Annotated in this window: 11 protein-coding genes; 9 read left to right on the top strand and 2 right to left on the bottom strand. The window is 36.1% G+C overall.

Features of this window, described 5'->3' with window-relative positions; all coding sequences use genetic code 11:
• The first annotated feature begins 114 nt into the window (after positions 1–114).
• Both CSC80_RS11775 and CSC80_RS11770 read left to right on the top strand, forming a co-directional pair.
• Positions 115–1,833: a hypothetical protein gene (locus CSC80_RS11775; protein ID WP_099192024.1), complete on the top strand. Its 1,719-nt coding sequence runs from the start codon at positions 115–117 to the stop codon at positions 1,831–1,833.
• Between the two features lie 3 nt (positions 1,834–1,836).
• Positions 1,837–3,312 (top strand): mannitol dehydrogenase family protein, encoded by a 1,476-nt coding sequence (locus CSC80_RS11770; protein WP_099192022.1) that lies wholly within the window; start codon positions 1,837–1,839, stop codon positions 3,310–3,312.
• 2 nt (positions 3,313–3,314) lie between these two features.
• On the opposite strand, the gene CSC80_RS11765 is transcribed toward CSC80_RS11770, so the two are convergent.
• Positions 3,315–3,716, bottom strand: a complete 402-nt coding sequence (locus CSC80_RS11765) for a hypothetical protein (RefSeq protein ID WP_058105890.1) — start codon at positions 3,714–3,716, stop codon at positions 3,315–3,317.
• A gap of 93 nt (positions 3,717–3,809) precedes the next feature.
• Here CSC80_RS11765 and CSC80_RS11760 point away from each other — a divergent pair, with 93 nt between their 5' ends.
• The 7 genes from CSC80_RS11760 to CSC80_RS11730 all read left to right on the top strand — a co-directional run bounded on the left by CSC80_RS11760 (position 3,810) and on the right by CSC80_RS11730 (position 16,368).
• A complete protein-coding gene (locus CSC80_RS11760) occupies positions 3,810–5,321 on the top strand; it encodes a PAS domain-containing sensor histidine kinase (protein WP_099192020.1) in 1,512 nt (503 codons plus the stop codon).
• 4 nt (positions 5,322–5,325) lie between these two features.
• The gene (locus tag CSC80_RS11755; protein ID WP_099192018.1) at positions 5,326–6,378 is read left to right on the top strand and encodes a response regulator; all 1,053 of its coding nucleotides are present in this window, start codon (positions 5,326–5,328) and stop codon (positions 6,376–6,378) included.
• Positions 6,379–6,446: 68 nt separating this feature from the next.
• Positions 6,447–7,268, top strand: a complete 822-nt coding sequence (locus CSC80_RS11750) for a universal stress protein (RefSeq protein ID WP_099192016.1) — start codon at positions 6,447–6,449, stop codon at positions 7,266–7,268.
• A 115-nt stretch (positions 7,269–7,383) separates the two neighbouring features.
• Positions 7,384–10,215 carry an excinuclease ABC subunit UvrA gene (gene uvrA / locus CSC80_RS11745; protein WP_099192013.1) on the top strand — a complete coding sequence of 944 codons (2,832 nt, stop codon included), beginning with the start codon at positions 7,384–7,386 and terminating at the stop codon, positions 10,213–10,215.
• Between the two features lie 39 nt (positions 10,216–10,254).
• Positions 10,255–10,941 (top strand): TIGR00730 family Rossman fold protein, encoded by a 687-nt coding sequence (locus CSC80_RS11740; RefSeq protein WP_058105885.1) that lies wholly within the window; start codon positions 10,255–10,257, stop codon positions 10,939–10,941.
• Positions 10,942–10,949: 8 nt separating this feature from the next.
• Complete coding sequence (locus CSC80_RS11735; RefSeq protein ID WP_180268611.1) at positions 10,950–13,799, top strand: M1 family aminopeptidase; 2,850 nt, start codon at positions 10,950–10,952, stop codon at positions 13,797–13,799.
• A 157-nt stretch (positions 13,800–13,956) separates the two neighbouring features.
• Positions 13,957–16,368: an alpha-ketoacid dehydrogenase subunit alpha/beta gene (locus tag CSC80_RS11730; RefSeq protein WP_058105884.1), complete on the top strand. Its 2,412-nt coding sequence runs from the start codon at positions 13,957–13,959 to the stop codon at positions 16,366–16,368.
• A gap of 69 nt (positions 16,369–16,437) precedes the next feature.
• On the opposite strand, the gene CSC80_RS11725 is transcribed toward CSC80_RS11730, so the two are convergent.
• Entirely contained in the window at positions 16,438–19,218 is a 2,781-nt protein-coding gene (locus CSC80_RS11725) for a pitrilysin family protein (protein ID WP_099192011.1), read from the bottom strand.
• Positions 19,219–19,391: the final 173 nt, after the last annotated feature.

Below are 19,391 nucleotides of genomic sequence, written 5' to 3'. Positions count from 1 at the left end.
TTTGTATATAATTTAAATACATTGCACCCCCTGTTCAAACAGATGTAAGCATACGAACTCTTGGAACAGTATGCCACATAAATTGTATTACAAACTTAACTACCAAATCAGCTAATGCCAACTACTCAAGATTATTCCGCATTAAAAAAATTAAACGAAGAGCAATTACCCGTTGCAAAACATAAATTACACGATTGGACTCATTTTGCCGGTCTATATGCCGCCGAGCACGTAGCAGCAACTGAATTTGTTATTGGAGCTACTTTCGTAGCCCTTGGAGCAAAAACAATGGATATTATTTTAGGGCTTCTGATCGGTAATATATTAGCGGTCTTAAGCTGGACGTTCATTACCTCTCCTATCGCCGTAGACACAAGATTAAGCTTGTATACCTACCTGAATAAGATTGCGGGGGATTCTATGACCATACTTTACAATTGGGCCAATGTCATTATTTTCTCCGTTATATCCGCAGCAATGATTACCGTATCTGCCACTGCGGTACGTTTTGCTTTTGACATTCCGGCACAACTTAATTGGTACCCCACCAATATGTGGTTTGTGGTCATTGTTTTTTGTGTTGGTCTGGTGGTTGTATCCATTGCTTTATATGGTTTTAACGCAGTATCCGAATTTTCTGGAATATGTGCGCCATGGTTATTTGTAATGTTTACCAGCGGTGCTATGGTTTTATTACCTGTATTGTCCCTTGATGTTTTAGGAACTACGTTACCCAGCGGATGGAACGAATTGATATCACTGGGGGATAAATCCATATGGACCGGAATCAACAGTGCTGGGGAACCTGGCATAGGATTATTAGAAGTTATTGGCTTTGCATGGGCCGCCAATACCATTACCCACTTTGGTTTAATTGATATGGCTTTGTTACGATTTGCTAAAAAGAAATCATACGGGCTAGCAACCAGTACGGGTATGATGTTCGGTCATTTCGTTGCATGGATCGCTGCTGGTATTATGGGTGCCGGTGCAGCTGTGATCATAGGTAAAACTATCGTTGAATTAGATCCAGGAGATGTAGCCTTCTATGCTTTAGGATGGTCTGGATTTGTCATTGTTATCGTTGCCGGGTGGACCACTGCAATAACTAACTTATATAGGGCAGGGTTGGCTGCACAAGCCATATTCCACAGACACTCTCGTAAAAAAACAACCATTATCGTTGGACTTATTACCATTGCCATTGCTTGTTTTCCTTTTGTGTTTTCTCAAATTCTGCCCTTACTTACATATGCTGGTCTATTGGTTGTACCTGTAGGAGCAATAGTATTTGCCGAACACCAAATTTTCCCAAAAATAGGTTACACCCGTTATTGGTCGGCCTACCGTAATTTAACCTTTAGCACACCCGCCATTGTTTCTTGGGGGTTAGGTTTGGTCTTTGGTTTTGGACTAAATGCGTTTAACGTAATGTCTTTCTTCTATTTATTTATACCTACATGGATTTTCACCATAATCATATACACCGTTCTTGCCGGTAAATTTGGTGCTAAAAATAAATATCCGGAAGAAAAAGAAAAAGAGAGGTTAAGAAATGAAAAAATCATTTCCTACCAAGAAGAAAAAAGTTTAACCGAAACTAAACCAGTGAAGGACACCACGCTACTCACAAAAATTTTAAAGGTGGTATCGCTCATTGCTTTGATCATAACCTTAATTTTGGCGGGCATAGTATTGTTTAGCAGTGCAAACGAAAATATTTACATTGAAAATAGAGAAACCTTTTACTATTATGCGTTTATATGCACGGTAGTTTACTTTGTTACTGCCTATGCGGCATTATTACGCGGAAAATCTAAAAATATTAGCTAAAAAATGACAAAAGAAACGATGTTGAACTCGAAGAATTTAGCAGAAATAAGCAGACAATTGCCTACACCATCTTATCAAAGAGATACCCTTAAAGCAGGAATTGTACATGTTGGCGTAGGTGGGTTCCACAGAGCACACCAAGCATATTACAACCATCTACTACAAGAAAAAGAAAATGCTTCTGAATGGGGGATTTGTGGTATAGGCTTACGAAAAGGTGATCAAAAAATACATGATGTATTGCAACAGCAAGACGGTATGTACACCTTAATAATCAAACATCCGGATGGAAAAATTGATTCTGAAGTTATTGGTGCTATCATAGATTTTAAATTGGGATTTGATACTCCCAATGTCGTGATTGACCAAATGGCGCATCCTGACACAAAAATAGTATCATTGACCATCACGGAAGGTGGGTATAATTTTAATCCAGCTACAGGTGAATTCAATTTTGAGAATAAAGATGTGCAACATGAATTAGCGAACCCAGAAGAGCCAAAAACCATTTATGGTTTTTTGACCGCTGCTATTAGAAAAAGAAAGGAGAACGGTTTACCGGCCTTTACCGTAATGTCATGTGACAATATTCAACACAACGGAGATGTTGCCAAAGAAATGTTGCTAACTTTTGCCAACAAACAAGATGAGGATTTAGCTTCATATATTGAAAAAGAGGTGAGCTTTCCTAACAGCATGGTTGATCGCATTACCCCTGTAACCACACAGGCCGACATTGACTATTTAGAACAAACTTACAACCTAAAAGATGAGTGGCCCGTAACTTGTGAGCCTTTTATACAATGGGTCATTGAAGATAACTTTTCTAACGGACGGCCTGCGTTTGAAAAAGTAGGTGTACAATTTGTACCAGATGTAAAACCGTACGAAAAAATGAAACTGCGCCTTTTAAACGCTGGGCATTCCGTGCTAGGCATTTTAGGCGCATTGCATGGGCACCCAACCATTAATACCTGTATGGAAGATGATCTTTTTGTCACCTATTTAAGAGCTTTTATGGATAAGGAAGCAACACCCGTATTAGATAAGCTAGAAGGTATTGATCTTACAAAATATAAAGACAGTCTACAAGAACGTTTTGCCAACCCTAACATAAAGGATAGTGTTAGTAGAATTTGCTCAGAGAGTTCGGCAAAACTTCCAAAATTTTTAATCGCCACCATTCAAGATAATCTGGCTAAGGGTGGCAGTATTAAATATGCAACTTTAGTAATAGCTGCATGGTGTTATTATAGTGATAAGGGCGTAAATAAAAATGGTGAATCCATAGAAATTATAGATGCCATGCAAGACCAACTGCACCAAGCCGCCAGTAAAACCAATGAAGACCCACTTGCCTTTATAAAACAAGAGTCGTTATTTGGCAATTTGGCAGAGAATACGACATTCTCCAGTTTGTACAGTGAAATGGTGCAGAAAATATACGCAGACCCAGATATAAAAAAGTTAATGAAATAGCATTAGTTGAGTAACAATTTGATCTTGGCCAAAAGTATAAGCTCAGATTTATTGTTACCTGAAAATGAATTTGCAATAGCCTTGGCCGTTTTTTGGGTCAAGGCTTTTATCTCATCTGAAAAAGCATGTGGATGCTCCTTGTAAAATTCCACAAATTCTCCAAAACACTCCTTACTCCCTTTTGAAGTTTCCATAAGAACATCAAATACAATTTCAATTTGGTTAGCGGCGTCCGTACCATACCGATCCGTAAAATCATCTACGTACAACCAATCTTCTTTCACCAACTCCTTAACTTTATCCCATTCATTACTATGTACGCTACCATCGCACATAGCCACGGCATAAAAAAGCTTTCCTAAGCTCTCATAAAGACCGTTCATTGTTTTCGCAGTATTTTCCATTTTATAATTTTTCTATGAATTTACCATGAAAATACAGCTCAGAACCCACTTTATATATGATAAAAATCAGTCGTAATCTATATATTTGATACTATGCAAGATTTTCAAAAGAACAGTGATATCTTCAATTTGCTTTCAGAAGGAGTTTCAGAAGGTATTATTGTTGTTGATGCCCAACAAAATGTAGTGGCCACCAATACGTCTACAGAACAAATGTTTGGGTATCTAAAGGGGGAATTATTAGGAAAACCGTTGGATATCTTAATACCCAAAAGATATCTTGCCAACCATAGTAAACATGTAAACAAGTTTATTGCCAATAGTGATAAACGACAAATGGGACACGGTAGAAATCTCTACGGCATTACTAAAAGTGGCAAAGAATTTCCGGTAGAGGCCGGCTTAAATCCGTTTGAATTTTATGGATCTACTTATGTTATGGCCTTGGTGATCGATATTACCGAAAGAAAGAACAAAGAAGAAGAACTAAGCCATTGGGCACGAATTTTTGACGAATCTCTTAACGAAATTTTTGTGTTTGATGCAGAAACCTTCAAGTTTTTGAATGTCAACAAAGAAGCACAAAGAAACATTGGTTATACCATAACGGAAATGTATGAAATGACCCCGGTAGACATTAAACCGGAGTTCAATGAAGAAAACTTTAAAAAATTGATTTCCCCATTACTTAATAATGAAATTCCCAAAGTAAAATTTGAAACGGTACACGGTAGAAAAGATGGCTCTACCTACCCCGTAGAAGTTCATTTGCAGTTGTCCGAATTAGGAAAAAAGAAGGTTTTCGTAGCATTTATACTAGATATAACCGAAAGAAAAAATTACACCGAAAATCTAGAGAAAAAAGTTGAGGAACGCACACAGCAATTAACGGAAGCTCTAGCCGTAGAAAAAGAACTCAACGAATTAAAGACCAGATTTTTATCATTGGTGTCACACGAATTCAAAACGCCTTTAAGTAGCATACTCACCTCTATCACCTTGCTAGGAAAATATACTCAGACCGATCAGCAACCAAAGAGAGACAAACATGTGGCGACAATTAAAAGTAAAGTAAAATATTTAGACACCATACTAACCGATTTTTTATCCGTAGAGCGTTTAGAGTCCGGCAAAGTGAATTACAAAGTAGAAGAATTTCCGCTAAGCAAAATTGTTAACGAAGTAGTATACAATAGTAATATGTTATTAAAATCTGGTCAACAAATTCATTACCCAGAAAATATTGACGAGCTAAACATCAATTTTGATGAAAAAACACTAGAGTTGGCCTTATCTAATTTAATACATAACGCCATAAAGTACTCTCCTGAAGATACTACTATTACCATTAAAGTAGCATTGAACGATACCAACATAATCATTAGTGTAATTGACCAAGGCATTGGAATTCCCCAAGAAGAACAGAAGCATATTTTTAATCGCTATTTTAGAGCAGAAAACGCATTACTAACCCAAGGTACCGGTATTGGTCTTAATATCGCAAAACAACATATGGAAAACTTAGGAGGAAGTCTAGAATTCACCAGTAAAATAGGTGTTGGATCTACGTTTACACTACGTATACCTAATTTAAAAACCAGCTAACATTATGAAACAAATTCTATTGATCGAAGATGACAAGGCCTTACGTGAAAACACGGAAGAACTTTTAGAATTAGCTGGTTATAGCGTAAATACCGCACCCAACGGAAAAATAGGTGTTAATGCAGCCATTGAAGATGTGCCGGACATTATTATTTGCGACATTATGATGCCAGAATTGGATGGCTATGGAGTTCTTCAACAATTATCAAATAACAAAAAAACAAAACAAATTCCGTTTATCTTTTTATCGGCAAAAACTGAGCATAAAGAAATACGGAAAGGAATGGATCTAGGTGCAGATGATTACCTTACCAAGCCTTTTGATGAAGAGGATCTTATCAGCGCTATTGAAAGTAGACTTGCAAAAGCAGAATTGATTAAACGTATGCAAGATGAGAGCACCAAAGAACATGGTGTCACAGATAATGAAATACGTACGGTTCATGAACTCAAAAACTTCTTTGACGACAATGGTGAGGTTTCCAGTTTTAAAGCAGGGGAATCAATTTATGATGAGGGTGCCAGATCAAACAAGATTTATCTCATCTTAAAAGGTCTTGTAAAGTGCCATAGTATGGATACTGACGGTAAAGAGTTGATTACCTCATTGTCTAAAGCAGATGACTTCTTAGGTTTCACCTCTTTTTTAAACAACGTGCCCTACCAAGAGACTGCCACGGCTTTAGAAACGGTAGAACTTGCAGGGATTTCTAAAGATAACCTCAAAACAATTTTGAATGAGAACAAGAACATCTCTATGGAATTAATGGAGTTGTTGTCAGAAAACATTTCGATGATCAAAGCCCAATTATTACAAATGGCCTATAGCTCCGTTCGAAGAAAAACGGCGCAGACCTTACTCCAATTTGCCGAGTTAATGAATACCAAGCCCAATGAACCCATACGAATTTCCAGGAATGATTTGGCAAGTGTTGCCGGCATAGCAACAGAGAGTTTAATACGAACACTATCTGGTTTTAAGAAAGAAGGACTCATTATCATTGAAGGCAGAAATATTCAAATTATAGAGTTAAAGGCCTTACAATATGTAAATTAATTCAAATCTGATAAATATCATTTACCAGCATTTAATATGGGATTACTTTTGACTAGTAAGCCTTATGAATGAAACACATATTAATTCCTACTGATTTCTCGGCAAATTCTTGGAATGCGCTAAAATATGCCGCATGCCTGTATGGCTATGACCAATGCACCTTTTATGTACTATATGTTGAAGAATTAAGTGACAAATCTGTCAATAAAGATAGTATAGGTGCACCATTACCCATACATAAAAAACTGAATCTCTTTTTTGAGCAATTAGCACAATTAAAGTCTAACTTTTTACATCAGTTTATCACTTTAAGAGATTATGGCAACTTTACCGACATCATTAAAAAAACCGTAGACGAAAAAAAAATAGACCTTATTATTATGGGTGCAAAAGGCACTTCAAACTATGAACACACTATTTTTGGCCGCAATACAGTAAATGTAATTACAAAAGTACCATGCAATGTATTAGTGGTATCAGACAAAGTTTCTATCAAAAAACCAAGCAAAATTGGGTTTCCAACGGATTATAACATTTTCTACACCTACCCCATTCTTAAATCTTTGACCGAAGTTTTACAAATATCAAATGCGACCTTAGACGTGGTTCATATTACCCAAACAAAAACAAACTTCTCAAACACCCAAATCGCCAACAAAGCTTACTTGCATGATTATTTAAAGGAAATGTTTACAGGTTTTCATTGCTTCAAAGAAATTCAAGGATTGAACATTAAAGAAACCATTACCACCTATCTGACTGACAATAGTATTGAAATGCTTACCATGGCAGCAAAAAATATAAATCTGTTCCAACAATTATTTTTCAATCCTTCCAAATCACAATTAAACCATCAATCATCTGTACCCTTGCTCGTTCTTCATGAATAAATAACATCATATACGTATTGCATTAAAAATTAAAGAGATTATAGCATTTCAAACTAAAAGGTAACGTATGTAATTCGCACTCAAAATCGTACTTTTGCCACTTTGCTGTGAATACATGATTAATTTTGAAGAAAACATAGAGGTCAAGGGCGCACGCGTTCATAACCTTAAAAATATAGATGTTACCATACCTAGAGATAAATTGGTCGTTATTACCGGTTTATCTGGTAGTGGCAAATCATCATTGGCATTCGACACCATTTATGCAGAAGGACAAAGACGATATATTGAAACGTTTTCTGCCTATGCAAGACAATTTTTGGGAGGTTTAGAACGCCCAGATGTTGATAAGATAGATGGCTTGTCTCCCGTAATTGCCATAGAACAAAAAACCACTTCAAAATCTCCAAGATCTACCGTTGGTACCATTACCGAAATTTATGATTTCTTAAGGCTACTTTACGCCCGTGCTGCAGATGCACATAGTTACAATACTGGTGAAAAGATGGTAAGCTATAGCGATGAGCAAATTAAAAACTTGATCATTGAATCTTATCTAGACAAGAAAATCAACATTCTTGCACCTGTAATTAAGTCAAGAAAAGGACATTACCGTGAACTTTTTGAGCAGATAGCCAAACAAGGTTTTTTAAAGGTAAGAGTTGACGGTGAAATAAAGGATATTGTAAAGGGCATGAAAGTGGACCGTTACAAAACCCATGATATAGAGATCGTTATAGACAGGCTAAAGGTTGTAGAAAGTGAAGACTTTCATAAACGATTATCAGAAAGTATCAATACGGCCATGTATAGTGGTGAGAACGTCTTAATGGTGCTTGAAGAAGGCACCGATATACCTAGGTATTTCAGTAGGGATTTAATGTGCCCCACCACAGGTATCTCCTATCCTACTCCTGAGCCCAATACATTTTCTTTTAACTCCCCTAAAGGTATGTGTCCCAATTGTAAAGGATTAGGCCATGTGTATGAGGTGAATGAAAAGAAAATATTCCCTAACAAAAAATTATCCATTAAAGGTGGTGGTATTGCCCCTTTGGGAGATTACAAAAAGTCATGGGCCTTTAAACAAATTGAAACTATTGCCGAACGTTATAGTTTTAAAATCACGGACCCAATAGACACTATCCCTGCTGAAGCTATTGAAATTCTATTGAACGGAGGCAAAGAAAGTTTTGATGTAGATTCAAAAACCTTAGGTGTTAAACGCACCTTTAAGATAGATTATGAAGGTATATCAAACTTTATAAAAAACCAGTTTGAGGAGGCTGCTTCTACTTCAATCAAAAGATGGGCAAAAGAATATATGGACAAAGTTACATGTCCTACATGTACAGGTTTTCGCCTAAAAAAGGAATCACTTTATTTCAAAATTGAAGAGAAGAATATTGCCGAATTGGCAAATTTTGACATTGTTGAACTTGCATCGTTTTTTAAAGGGTTAGACAAAAAACTTAGTGGTAACCAGCTAAAAATAGCGGAGGAAATCATTAAGGAAATTACCACGAGAATACAGTTTTTATTAGATGTAGGTTTGGATTACCTTTCATTGAACAGAAGTTCTAAATCGCTCTCAGGTGGTGAAGCACAACGTATTAGATTGGCCACACAGATAGGTTCACAATTGGTAGGCGTACTCTATATTCTTGATGAGCCTAGTATTGGGCTACACCAACGAGATAACGAAAGATTGATAAAATCGTTAGAATCTTTAAGGGATATAGGAAATTCTGTCATAGTAGTGGAACATGACCGTGATATGATCGAGCGTGCAGACCATGTCATTGATATAGGTCCAAAAGCGGGTAAGAACGGTGGTGAAATTATTTCTCAAGGAACACCGGAAGAGTTAAAACATGTACATACCTTGACCGCGGATTACATGACAGGAGTTAAGGAGATTGAAGTTCCTAAAAAGAGAAGAGAAGGCAACGGTAATGAGGTTGTGTTATCTGGCTGCACAGGTAACAACTTAAAGAACATTACGGTAAAATTTCCACTGGGAAAAATGATTGGGGTAACCGGTGTTTCAGGTAGTGGAAAATCTACCTTGATCAATGAGACGCTTTATCCGATCATGAACGCACATTACTTTAATGGCGTTAAAAAACCAATGCCTTATAAAAAGATAACCGGTCTAGAGCATATAGATAAAGTAATTGACATTAACCAGTCTCCCATTGGTAGAACACCAAGATCAAACCCTGCCACATACACCGGTGTGTTCAGCGAAATAAGATCTTTGTTCGCAAAAACCACCGAAGCATCTATAAGGGGTTATAAACCAGGTAGATTCAGTTTCAATGTAAAAGGCGGTAGATGTGAAACCTGTCAAGGTGGAGGTCTAAGGGTCATAGAAATGAATTTCTTACCCGATGTTTATGTGGAATGCGAAACCTGCAACGGCAAAAGGTTCAATAGAGAAACCTTGGAAATACGATATAAAGGCAAATCTATATCAGACGTTCTGGAAATGACTATTAACGAAGCCGTATCATTTTTTGAACTTATTCCAAAAATACATCGTAAGTTAAAGACCATCCAAGATGTAGGATTGGGGTATATATCGTTAGGGCAACAATCCACCACCCTATCCGGTGGAGAAGCACAACGTATAAAATTGGCTACCGAACTTTCTAAAAGAGATACCGGTAATACCTTCTATATTTTAGATGAACCAACAACCGGACTTCATTTTGAAGATATAAGGGTTTTGATGGAAGTTTTGAATAAATTAGCCAATAAAGGAAATACTGTGTTAGTTATTGAACATAATATGGACGTAATTAAAATGGTAGACCACATTATTGATATTGGTTACGAAGGTGGTCGCTCAGGAGGGCAATTGGTTGCCAAAGGTACTCCAGAGCAAGTAGCCAAAAACAAGAAAAGCTACACGGCTAAATTTTTAAAGAGAGAATTAAAATAATAAATAGATAAAAATTTATCTAAAAGAATATATAAACGAATGAGATCAGAAAAACATCACAAAGGCTGGAATGAAATAAAAACCAATGACTCTTGGGCCATTTTTAAGATAATGGGAGAGTTTGTAAATGGTTTTGAGCGTATGAGCAAGATTGGCCCATGTGTATCTATTTTTGGTTCTGCCAGAACCAAAGAAGAAGACCCTTATTACAAATTGGCGGTTTCTATTGCAAAAAGTATAGCAGAAGCTGGCTATGGTGTAATTACTGGTGGTGGCCCTGGAATTATGGAAGCGGGTAACAGAGGCGCAAATCTTGCCGGTGGAACTTCTGTGGGTCTGAACATAGACCTTCCTTTTGAACAGCATGACAATCCGTATATTGACAATGATAAAAGCTTGGATTTTGATTATTTCTTCGTAAGGAAAGTAATGTTCGTAAAATATTCTCAAGGTTTTGTGGTAATGCCAGGTGGCTTTGGAACTCTAGATGAGCTTTTTGAAGCTATAACGTTAATTCAAACGCATAAAATTGGTAAGTTCCCAATCATATTGGTTGGCAGTGAATTCTGGACAGGTCTTATGGACTGGGTAAAAGGCACCATGTTGAAGATGGGCAATATAAGTCCGGAAGATTTAAACCTTATCAAAATAGTAGATACAGAAGAAGAAGTAGTTGAAATAATCGATTCCTTTTACAAAGGGCACAGCATGAGTCCTAATTTTTAATCTAAGCCTTGGTACGTAACTTTCAATCCTTTTTCCTTTACTGTATTATTCTCTTAGTAACCAACATTACTATTGGTTATGCTCAGTATAACACTAACCTTACAGTTAGTTTAAACGAGTATACCAAAGAGTTGGATATTAAGCAAGAATTCACCTATTTCAATAAATCCAACTATAATTTAGGTGTTATATATTTCAACGATTGGGCAAATGCCTATTCAGATAAAAATACAGCATTAGCAAAGAGGTTTGCTCAAGAATTCAAAAAATCGCTTCATTTGGCAAAAGCAGATGAACGCGGTAAAACTACAATTACAAGTGTAGTCGACGAAACCTATAATGGACTTGAATGGAGCCGTACGGAAGGTAAAGATATAGTAAAGGTCACTTTAAAAGATATTCTACCACCGGGCGAGTCTACCAAAATCCATATCACTTATAAAGTGAAGTTACCGCCAAATAAATACACTCCGTATGGCTATGATAATAAGGGAGATTACTATCTAAAAGATTGGTACCTAACACCTGCAGTTTATGATGGCAAATGGCACCTTTACTCAAATAAGAACATTGAGGATTTATATATGGACGTGACCAATACGGTCATAAATTTTAAATATCCAGACAGTCTTTTTTTAGCTTCAAACTTTGATATAACATCAGAATCCTCTTTTCCAAATGGTCAATTTGCCCAATTAAAAGGTAATTTGCAACGTGGTGGTGAAATCATTCTAAACCCACAAAAAAACTTTATAACACACAGAACGCCATACATGACGTTCCTAACAGATTTTAGAGCGCCAAGATACAGTCCAATAGGTCAAGGGCTATCCATTAACAAGGTTGCCAATTTTATACATAACAATCTTGGTGACTACCCTCATGAAAAGATATTGGTTAGCGAGCTGGATTATAACAAAAATCCGCTTTACGGTATTAACCAACTCCCCTCTTTCATTAGACCGTATGAAGAACAATTTCAATTTGAAATGAAATTCTTGAAAACGGCCATCAATAGTATTTTAAAAGAGACTATGTTCTTAAACCCACGTAAAGAACAGTGGTTGAACAGCGCCATAGCCAACTATTTAATGATTGCCTTTGTAGAGCAATATTACCCAGACCAAAAGCTCATGGGCAAACTTTCTAAAATATGGGGCTTTAGAAGTTTTGAACTGGCCAAAATGGATTTTAACGACCAATATTCTTTTCTTTATAATTTAACTGCTCGTAAAAATTTAGATCAGGCATTAGAAACCTCTAATGATTCTTTAATAAAATTCAATCAAAAAATTGCCAATAAATACAAGGCAGGTCTAGGATTAGCATATTTAGCGGATTATATAGGCAAAGAACATGTTGATGAAAGTATAAAAACCTTCTTCAAGTATTTTAAGTTAAATAACGTAAAAGTTCATGATTTTGAATCTATTTTAAAACGATCAACCGACGTTGATATCAATTGGTTTTTTAATGACTATGTTTCTACAGATCGTAAGATAGATTTCAAGATCAAGAAAGTAAAAAAGGAAGCAGACTCTCTACATATTACCCTTAAGAACAAGGAAGGAACCAACGTGCCTATTTCTGTTTTTGGTTTAAAGAAAGATTCCGTAGTATCAGAATATTGGTTTAAAGATATAGAATTAGAAGAAACCTTTAGCATACCCAATAATCAAGAAGATAGACTTGTTCTTAATTATGACCAAAAGATTCCTGAGTTTAACCAGCGAGATAATTGGAAATCACTTAAAGGCTTTTTATCAAGCAACAAAAAGCTAAAGTTTACCTTTTTTAAAGATGCCGAGAATCCATATTATAACCAAGTATTCTATGTTCCCATTTTAAATTTTAACGTGTATGATGGCTGGGTACCGGGTATGCGACTTTATAACAAAACCTTGCTTGAGAGACCCTTTGTCTATGACTTTGCCCCGTCTTATTCGTTTAGAGAAAAAGCTTTTGTAGGCTATGGAAAATTCAACTACAGAAAGTACTTAAGTAAAAGTGGATTATATGTAGCAAACTACGGTATTGGTGCATCTACCTCCCATTTCAATGAAAATTCCAGATACACATCTATAACTCCGTCTTTAAGTTTTGGATTTAGACCAGCTGATCTCTTATCGAACAAAAGAGAGTTTCTTTCATTTAGGTATGTAAATATTTTAAGGGACTTTGACCCTTCTTTACAGAATTTGGCCAACGATCCAGAAAACCCAGATTATAGTGTATTTAATGCTAGATACATCAATAGGGACAATGGAATACTGGATTACAAATCATGGTTTTTAGATTTTCAGCTAGCAGGAAATTTCAGTAAACTTTCATTTGAATATGAATACCGAAAATTATTTGAGAATAACAGACAGTTAAATCTTAGATTTTTTGCCGGTAAATTTTTAAGTAATAAAACCCAAACGGACTTTTTCAGTTTTGCCTTAGATCGCCCAACAGATTACTTGTTTGATTACGGATATTTAGGAAGATCGGAAGACTCAGGTATTTATAGTCAGCAAATTATTATCGCAGAAGGCGGGTTTAAATCTTTCTTAGATCAACGATACCGTTTTTCAAATGATTGGATAGCAACCATGAACGGAAGCTTTAATCTTTGGAAATGGATTGAGCTTTATGGTGATGCCGGTTTAGTAAAAAACAGGGATTTTGACGGTAAATTCGTTTATGATTCTGGTGTCAGATTAAATTTGGTTACCGACTACTTTGAACTTTACCTGCCAGTATACTCCAACAACGGATGGGAAGTGTCTCAACCAAATTATGGTGAAAAAATAAGATTCATCATTACCGTAAGTCCAAAAACCTTAACAGGGCTTTTCACAAGAAAATGGTTTTAAACTAAGAATTTCTAATACGGTCCGTAGAATTATTACAATAAATTAAGATATTTTTAAAAAAATATCAAATTTGTTGAAAAATATGGAATAAATTAACTGGTAAGAGCGTTGCTAGAAAGTACTTGATTCGGTAATTTTGTATAAACACGTTTAATACATGGATGTTTCTTCTAAAACCAGTAATGATATTTCTTTCGAAGATTTCAAAGAACAAATTATCAATGACTATGAAATTGCTTTTTTAAGCAGAACCTGTAGTTTATTGGGAAGAAAGGAAGTGCTTACCGGTAAAGCTAAATTCGGGATTTTTGGTGACGGTAAAGAACTTCCACAACTTGCCATGGCCAGATCTTTTAAAAACGGAGATTTTAGAAGTGGTTATTATAGAGATCAAACGTTTATGATGGCGTTGGGTCTTTTACATCCCAAAGAGTTTTTTCACGCCCTTTATGCCACTACCGATATAGAAAAAGAACCTATGAGCGCGGGAAGGCAGATGGGCGGACACTTTCTTACCCACAGCTTAAATGCTGATGGTAGTTGGAAAGATTTGACCAAACAAAAAAACAGTAGTGCAGATATCTCTTGTACCGCTGGACAAATGCCACGTCTATTAGGTTTGGCACAAGCATCAAAAGTTTATAGAAATCAAAAGGGACTAGACAGTGCAAAATTCTCCGTTAATGGAAATGAGATAGCTTGGGGTACCATAGGCAATGCAAGTACCAGCGAAGGCATGTTCTTTGAAACTATAAATGCTGCAGGTGTATTACAAGTACCCATGGTCATAAGTATATGGGATGATGAATACGGTATATCCGTACCTGCAAAGTTTCATACTACTAAAGAAGATATATCTGAAATACTCTCAGGATTTCAAAGAACAGAGGACAATAGCGGTTATGAAATTTTAAAAGTTAATGGGTGGGATTATACCGCCCTTATGCATGCTTATGAAAATGCAGCCGATATTGCCAGACAAGAGCACGTACCTGTTTTAATTCACGTAAAAGAATTAACACAACCTCAGGGACACTCTACCTCTGGATCCCATGAACGCTACAAAGACAATGAGCGATTAGAATGGGAACGTGACCATGATTGCAACAAACGCTTTAAAGAATGGATTTTAGAGTCTGGCATTGCCACAACAGAAGAACTGGCAACTATTGAAAAAAGAATTAAGCGTACTGTTCGTGAAGCAAAAAAAGAAGCTTGGGACGAGTATTTAAAAACCCTGCTTTCCAATAAAACAATATTGGTCAATTTAATTGATAAAGTTGCTGCAACAAGTCCGAACAAAAACTTCTTGAATAAATTAAAGAACGATTTAATTGCCACTGAAGAACCTGTTCGTAAAGACTTAGCCATTACCGCAAGAAAATCCCTGCGTTATTTAATTGGTGAGAATACACCCGAAAAGCAGGATTTAATTAATTGGACTACCAATTTCTTGGCAGAAGCACAAGAAAAGTATAGTTCTCACCTTTACAGCGAAAATGATAGTAAAGCAAGCAACATTACCGCAATAAACCCAAGTTACAATGATGATTCAGAGCTAGTTGACGGCAGGGTAATTTTACGTGACAATTTTGACAAATTATTTGAAAAATACCCAAATACACTAATCTTTGGTGAAGATACTGGAGCAATTGGAGATGTAAACCAGGGGCTAGAAGGAATGCAGCAAAAGTATGGCAAAATACGTGTTGCAGATACCGGTATACGTGAAACCACCATTATTGGGCAAGGAATAGGAATGGCCCTTAGAGGACTAAGACCCATTGCAGAAATACAGTATTTAGATTATATATTTTATGCACTGGCAACACTTACAGATGATTTGGCTTCATTACTTTACAGAACTGCCGGAAAACAAAAAGCACCGCTAATTATAAGGACAAGAGGTCACCGATTAGAGGGGATATGGCATTCTGGATCAGAAATGGGCGGATTGATTCATTTGTTACGAGGCATGTATATTCTAGCGCCTAGAAACATGACACAAGCTGCCGGTTTTTACAATACCCTTTTAAAAAGTGATGAGCCTGCCTTAGTCATTGAAAGTCTTAACGGCTATAGGCTAAAAGAAAAGAAACCAAAGAACTTAGGGGAATTCTGTACCCCGATCGGTAAGGTTGAAACCTTAAAGGAAGGAAAAGACATTACACTGGTATCGTACGGCTCCACATTACGAATTGTTGAAAAAGCAGCAAAAGAATTAATAGAGGTTGGTATTGATGCAGAAGTTATAGATGCACAGACCTTATTACCTTTTGATATTGAAATGGAGGTTTTAGAAAGTGTTAAAAAGACGAATAGACTTTTGGTCATAGATGAAGATGTTCCTGGAGGATGCTCCGCTTACTTGCTAAATGAAATTATAGAAAGACAAGGGGCATTTAAATACTTGGACAGTGCACCACAAACTTTAAGCGCAAAAGCTCATAGACCTGCATATGGTTCAGATGGGGATTATTTCTCCAAACCCAATAGAGAAGATATTTTCGAAAAGGTGTATAGCATTATGCATGAAGTCCACCCAGACGACTATCCTAAATTGAGATAAAATTGATACGATCATAAAATAAAATAGTCCCATTTAAAATGGGACTATTTATATTTTATGTGTTCAACTTTAATTTTTAATCTCCGGCTTCACCTCCTTTATAGCTGGTTTTTTAGGATTACCATCGGCATCTATTTCAATAATGGCATCAAAACCCAATTCATCTAATTTGTCCGCAATTTTTGCCCTATCGCCTACCATAAACCAATTTACAGCTTCTGGTTTAACCACTTTTTTACTCACATCTCTCACTTCTTGCAATGAAAGATTACGTACATTGGCATCATATTTTTGATAATAATCATCTGGCAAACCATAATTGACCAAATTTGTTATAGACTGGTTTACAGAGCTATTAGTCTCCCATTGACCGGGCAGGCTTAAAATTTGATTGGTCTTCACTTTTTCCAATTCTTCCTTTGTTACCGGTCGTGTAGAAATAAACTCAGATATCTCTTTTCGCAATTCTGTCACGGATTCAGCAGATTTATCCGTTTGCACAGGTGCGTACATTATAAACGGTCTTTCAGCTTTAGCGCCCATAACAAAACCACTAGCTCCATAAGCCCAATGTTTATCTTCCCTTAAATTCATATTAATTCTAGATGTGAAATCACCACCCAGAATACTGACCATCTGCTCTAAAGCAATTTGAGAGACATCTCCGTATTTTTCAGTTAAATGTCCTGCCAAAATCACTGATTGCTCAGACTCTGGCCTATCCATTAAATAAAGTGTATTTTTCGAATTCACTTTTGGTGTGGTAAACGTAATATTAGGTACATCTGCCTTTTTCCATTTTCCTAAAGCCTTTTCTAACTTCGACTTTAAATCTTTCATTTCTATATCACCGGTAACTACCAGAGTTGCATTGTTAGGTCTTATCCAAGTAGCATAAAACTTTTGCACATCATCTTTTGATAGCTTCGAAACCGTCTCCGTATATCCTGTTCCTGTGTATGGATTACTATAAGGATGACCTTCACCATATAAATACTTGTTCATCACCCTCAGTGCCATGGAAATGGGTTGAGATTTCTCTTGCTGTATTCTGTTTAATTGTTCATCCTTTAAACGATCAAATTCCTTTTCTGGGAACGCAGGATTCAAAACAACATCGGCAAATAAATCAATACTAGCATCTAAACTTGGTTTCAGAGTATTGAGATAAATATTAGAATTATCTTGACTGGAGTACGTGTAAAGACTTGCCCCTAATAATTGAAGTTTCTCGTTTATTTCTAAAGAATTTAAATCTTTAGTTCCTTCATCCAATAAATCCATAGCCAAAGCAGCAGTACCCGGACTTGAAAGATAATCGGTTTTATATCCTGCATTAAACATTAAATTCATGACAACGGTAGGTACACCGGTTCTTTTTGCAAGTACTATATTAAGACCGTTAGATAATTTATCTCTTTGTAAGGCTGGAAATTGAGAACTTTTAGCTTCTCCTACTTCTGGCAATTTGCTGCGATCTACAGTACTTTTAGTAATGGTATATTCCGGAAATGGTTTACAAAGTAGAATATGTTTACCTCTAGTAAGCCACTTTTTAGCTGTATTCTGAATATCCAGTACAGTAGCATTTTCAACATATTGCAACACGGTTTTATAATAAGCTGCATCATCAAAATAAGTTTGGTTAGATGCTAGAATATCTGATACTCCACCAAAGCCACCAATACGCTCCAAACCTTTTATAAAACTTGAAAAATAAGCCGCTTTTACCCTTTTAAGTTCACTTTCGGTAGGTCCTTCTTTAATTAGTTTAGCCAACTCTTCTTCCATAATCTGTTGAACCCTATCAATATCTCCCTCTGGTTTTACATTTGCCCAAGTGATAAATTCACTTGCAATTTCATTTGAAGCTTGAAAAGAAACCACAGAACTAGCAACTTGCTCATCATATACCAATCTTTTGTACAATCTAGAGTTTTTACCACTTGTTAATATAGAAGAGATTAGATCAAAATGAATGTCTTCTTTATTGCCAAATTCAGGCGTATTCCAACTAAATAAAATTCTGGCTTCTGGCACTCTGTCTTCATAAACTTGATAGGTGTCTGAATTTTTTAAAGGAATATTCACTTCTTGTCTAGCTATTGTTGGTCCAGAAGGTATATCGCCAAAATAATTCAACACTTTATTATACACCTCTTGAGGATTAATATCTCCTGCAACAGCTACTACGGCATTAGCCGCACCGTAATAAGACTTGAACCACTCTTGTACATCTTCAAGCGAAGCTGCGTTTAGATCTTCCATTTCACCAATAACGGTCCATGAATACGGATGCCCTTTAGGGTACATCGCCTTGGTTAAAAGATCCCATTGCTTACCATAGGGTTGATTTTCTCCTTGTCTTTTTTCATTTTGAACAACACCACGTTGTTCATCTAACCTTTCTTGGTCAATTGCCCCTAAAAGGTGACCCATTCTATCAGACTCTAAAAACAGTACTTGATCTAAGGCCGCAACCGGTACATTTTGAAAGTAGTTGGTACGGTCAGTATTTGTTGTTCCATTTAGATCGGTACCTCCTATTCTCTCCAAAGCTTGGAAATAATCATCGTTATAATTCTCACTACCGTTAAACATTAAATGCTCAAATAAATGTGCAAATCCACTTTTACCTGGTTTCTCGTTCTTAGAACCTACATGATACCATACGTTCACTGCAGCAATTGGTGCCTTATGGTCTTCATGCACCAACAAGGTTAAACCATTAGGTAATATGAACCTTTCGTATTTTAGATCAATTTGATCAGATTTAAATTCAAAATCTTGTGCGTGCTGTTTTGTTAAACAAAACAAACACAGCATAATAAATAAGATTGTTTTTTTCATGATGAATACTTTTTTAATGATTTAAGTAAATATAATCTTTAAAAAAGTATGGAACAATTGTATTATTAGGTACGAAAAAACTTATAAAAAAATTGAATTATTCTTAGACGTAAACTTCCTAGGGATTAAGCCCAACTATTTTAACAAAAATTTATAACTATCTAATCTATTGA

Source organism: Maribacter sp. 6B07 (genome assembly GCF_002700155.1).
In the GTDB taxonomy this organism is placed as follows: domain Bacteria; phylum Bacteroidota; class Bacteroidia; order Flavobacteriales; family Flavobacteriaceae; genus Maribacter; species Maribacter dokdonensis.
Note: the sequence above shows the minus strand (reverse complement) of the source record. Positions and strands in the feature narration are given on the sequence as shown.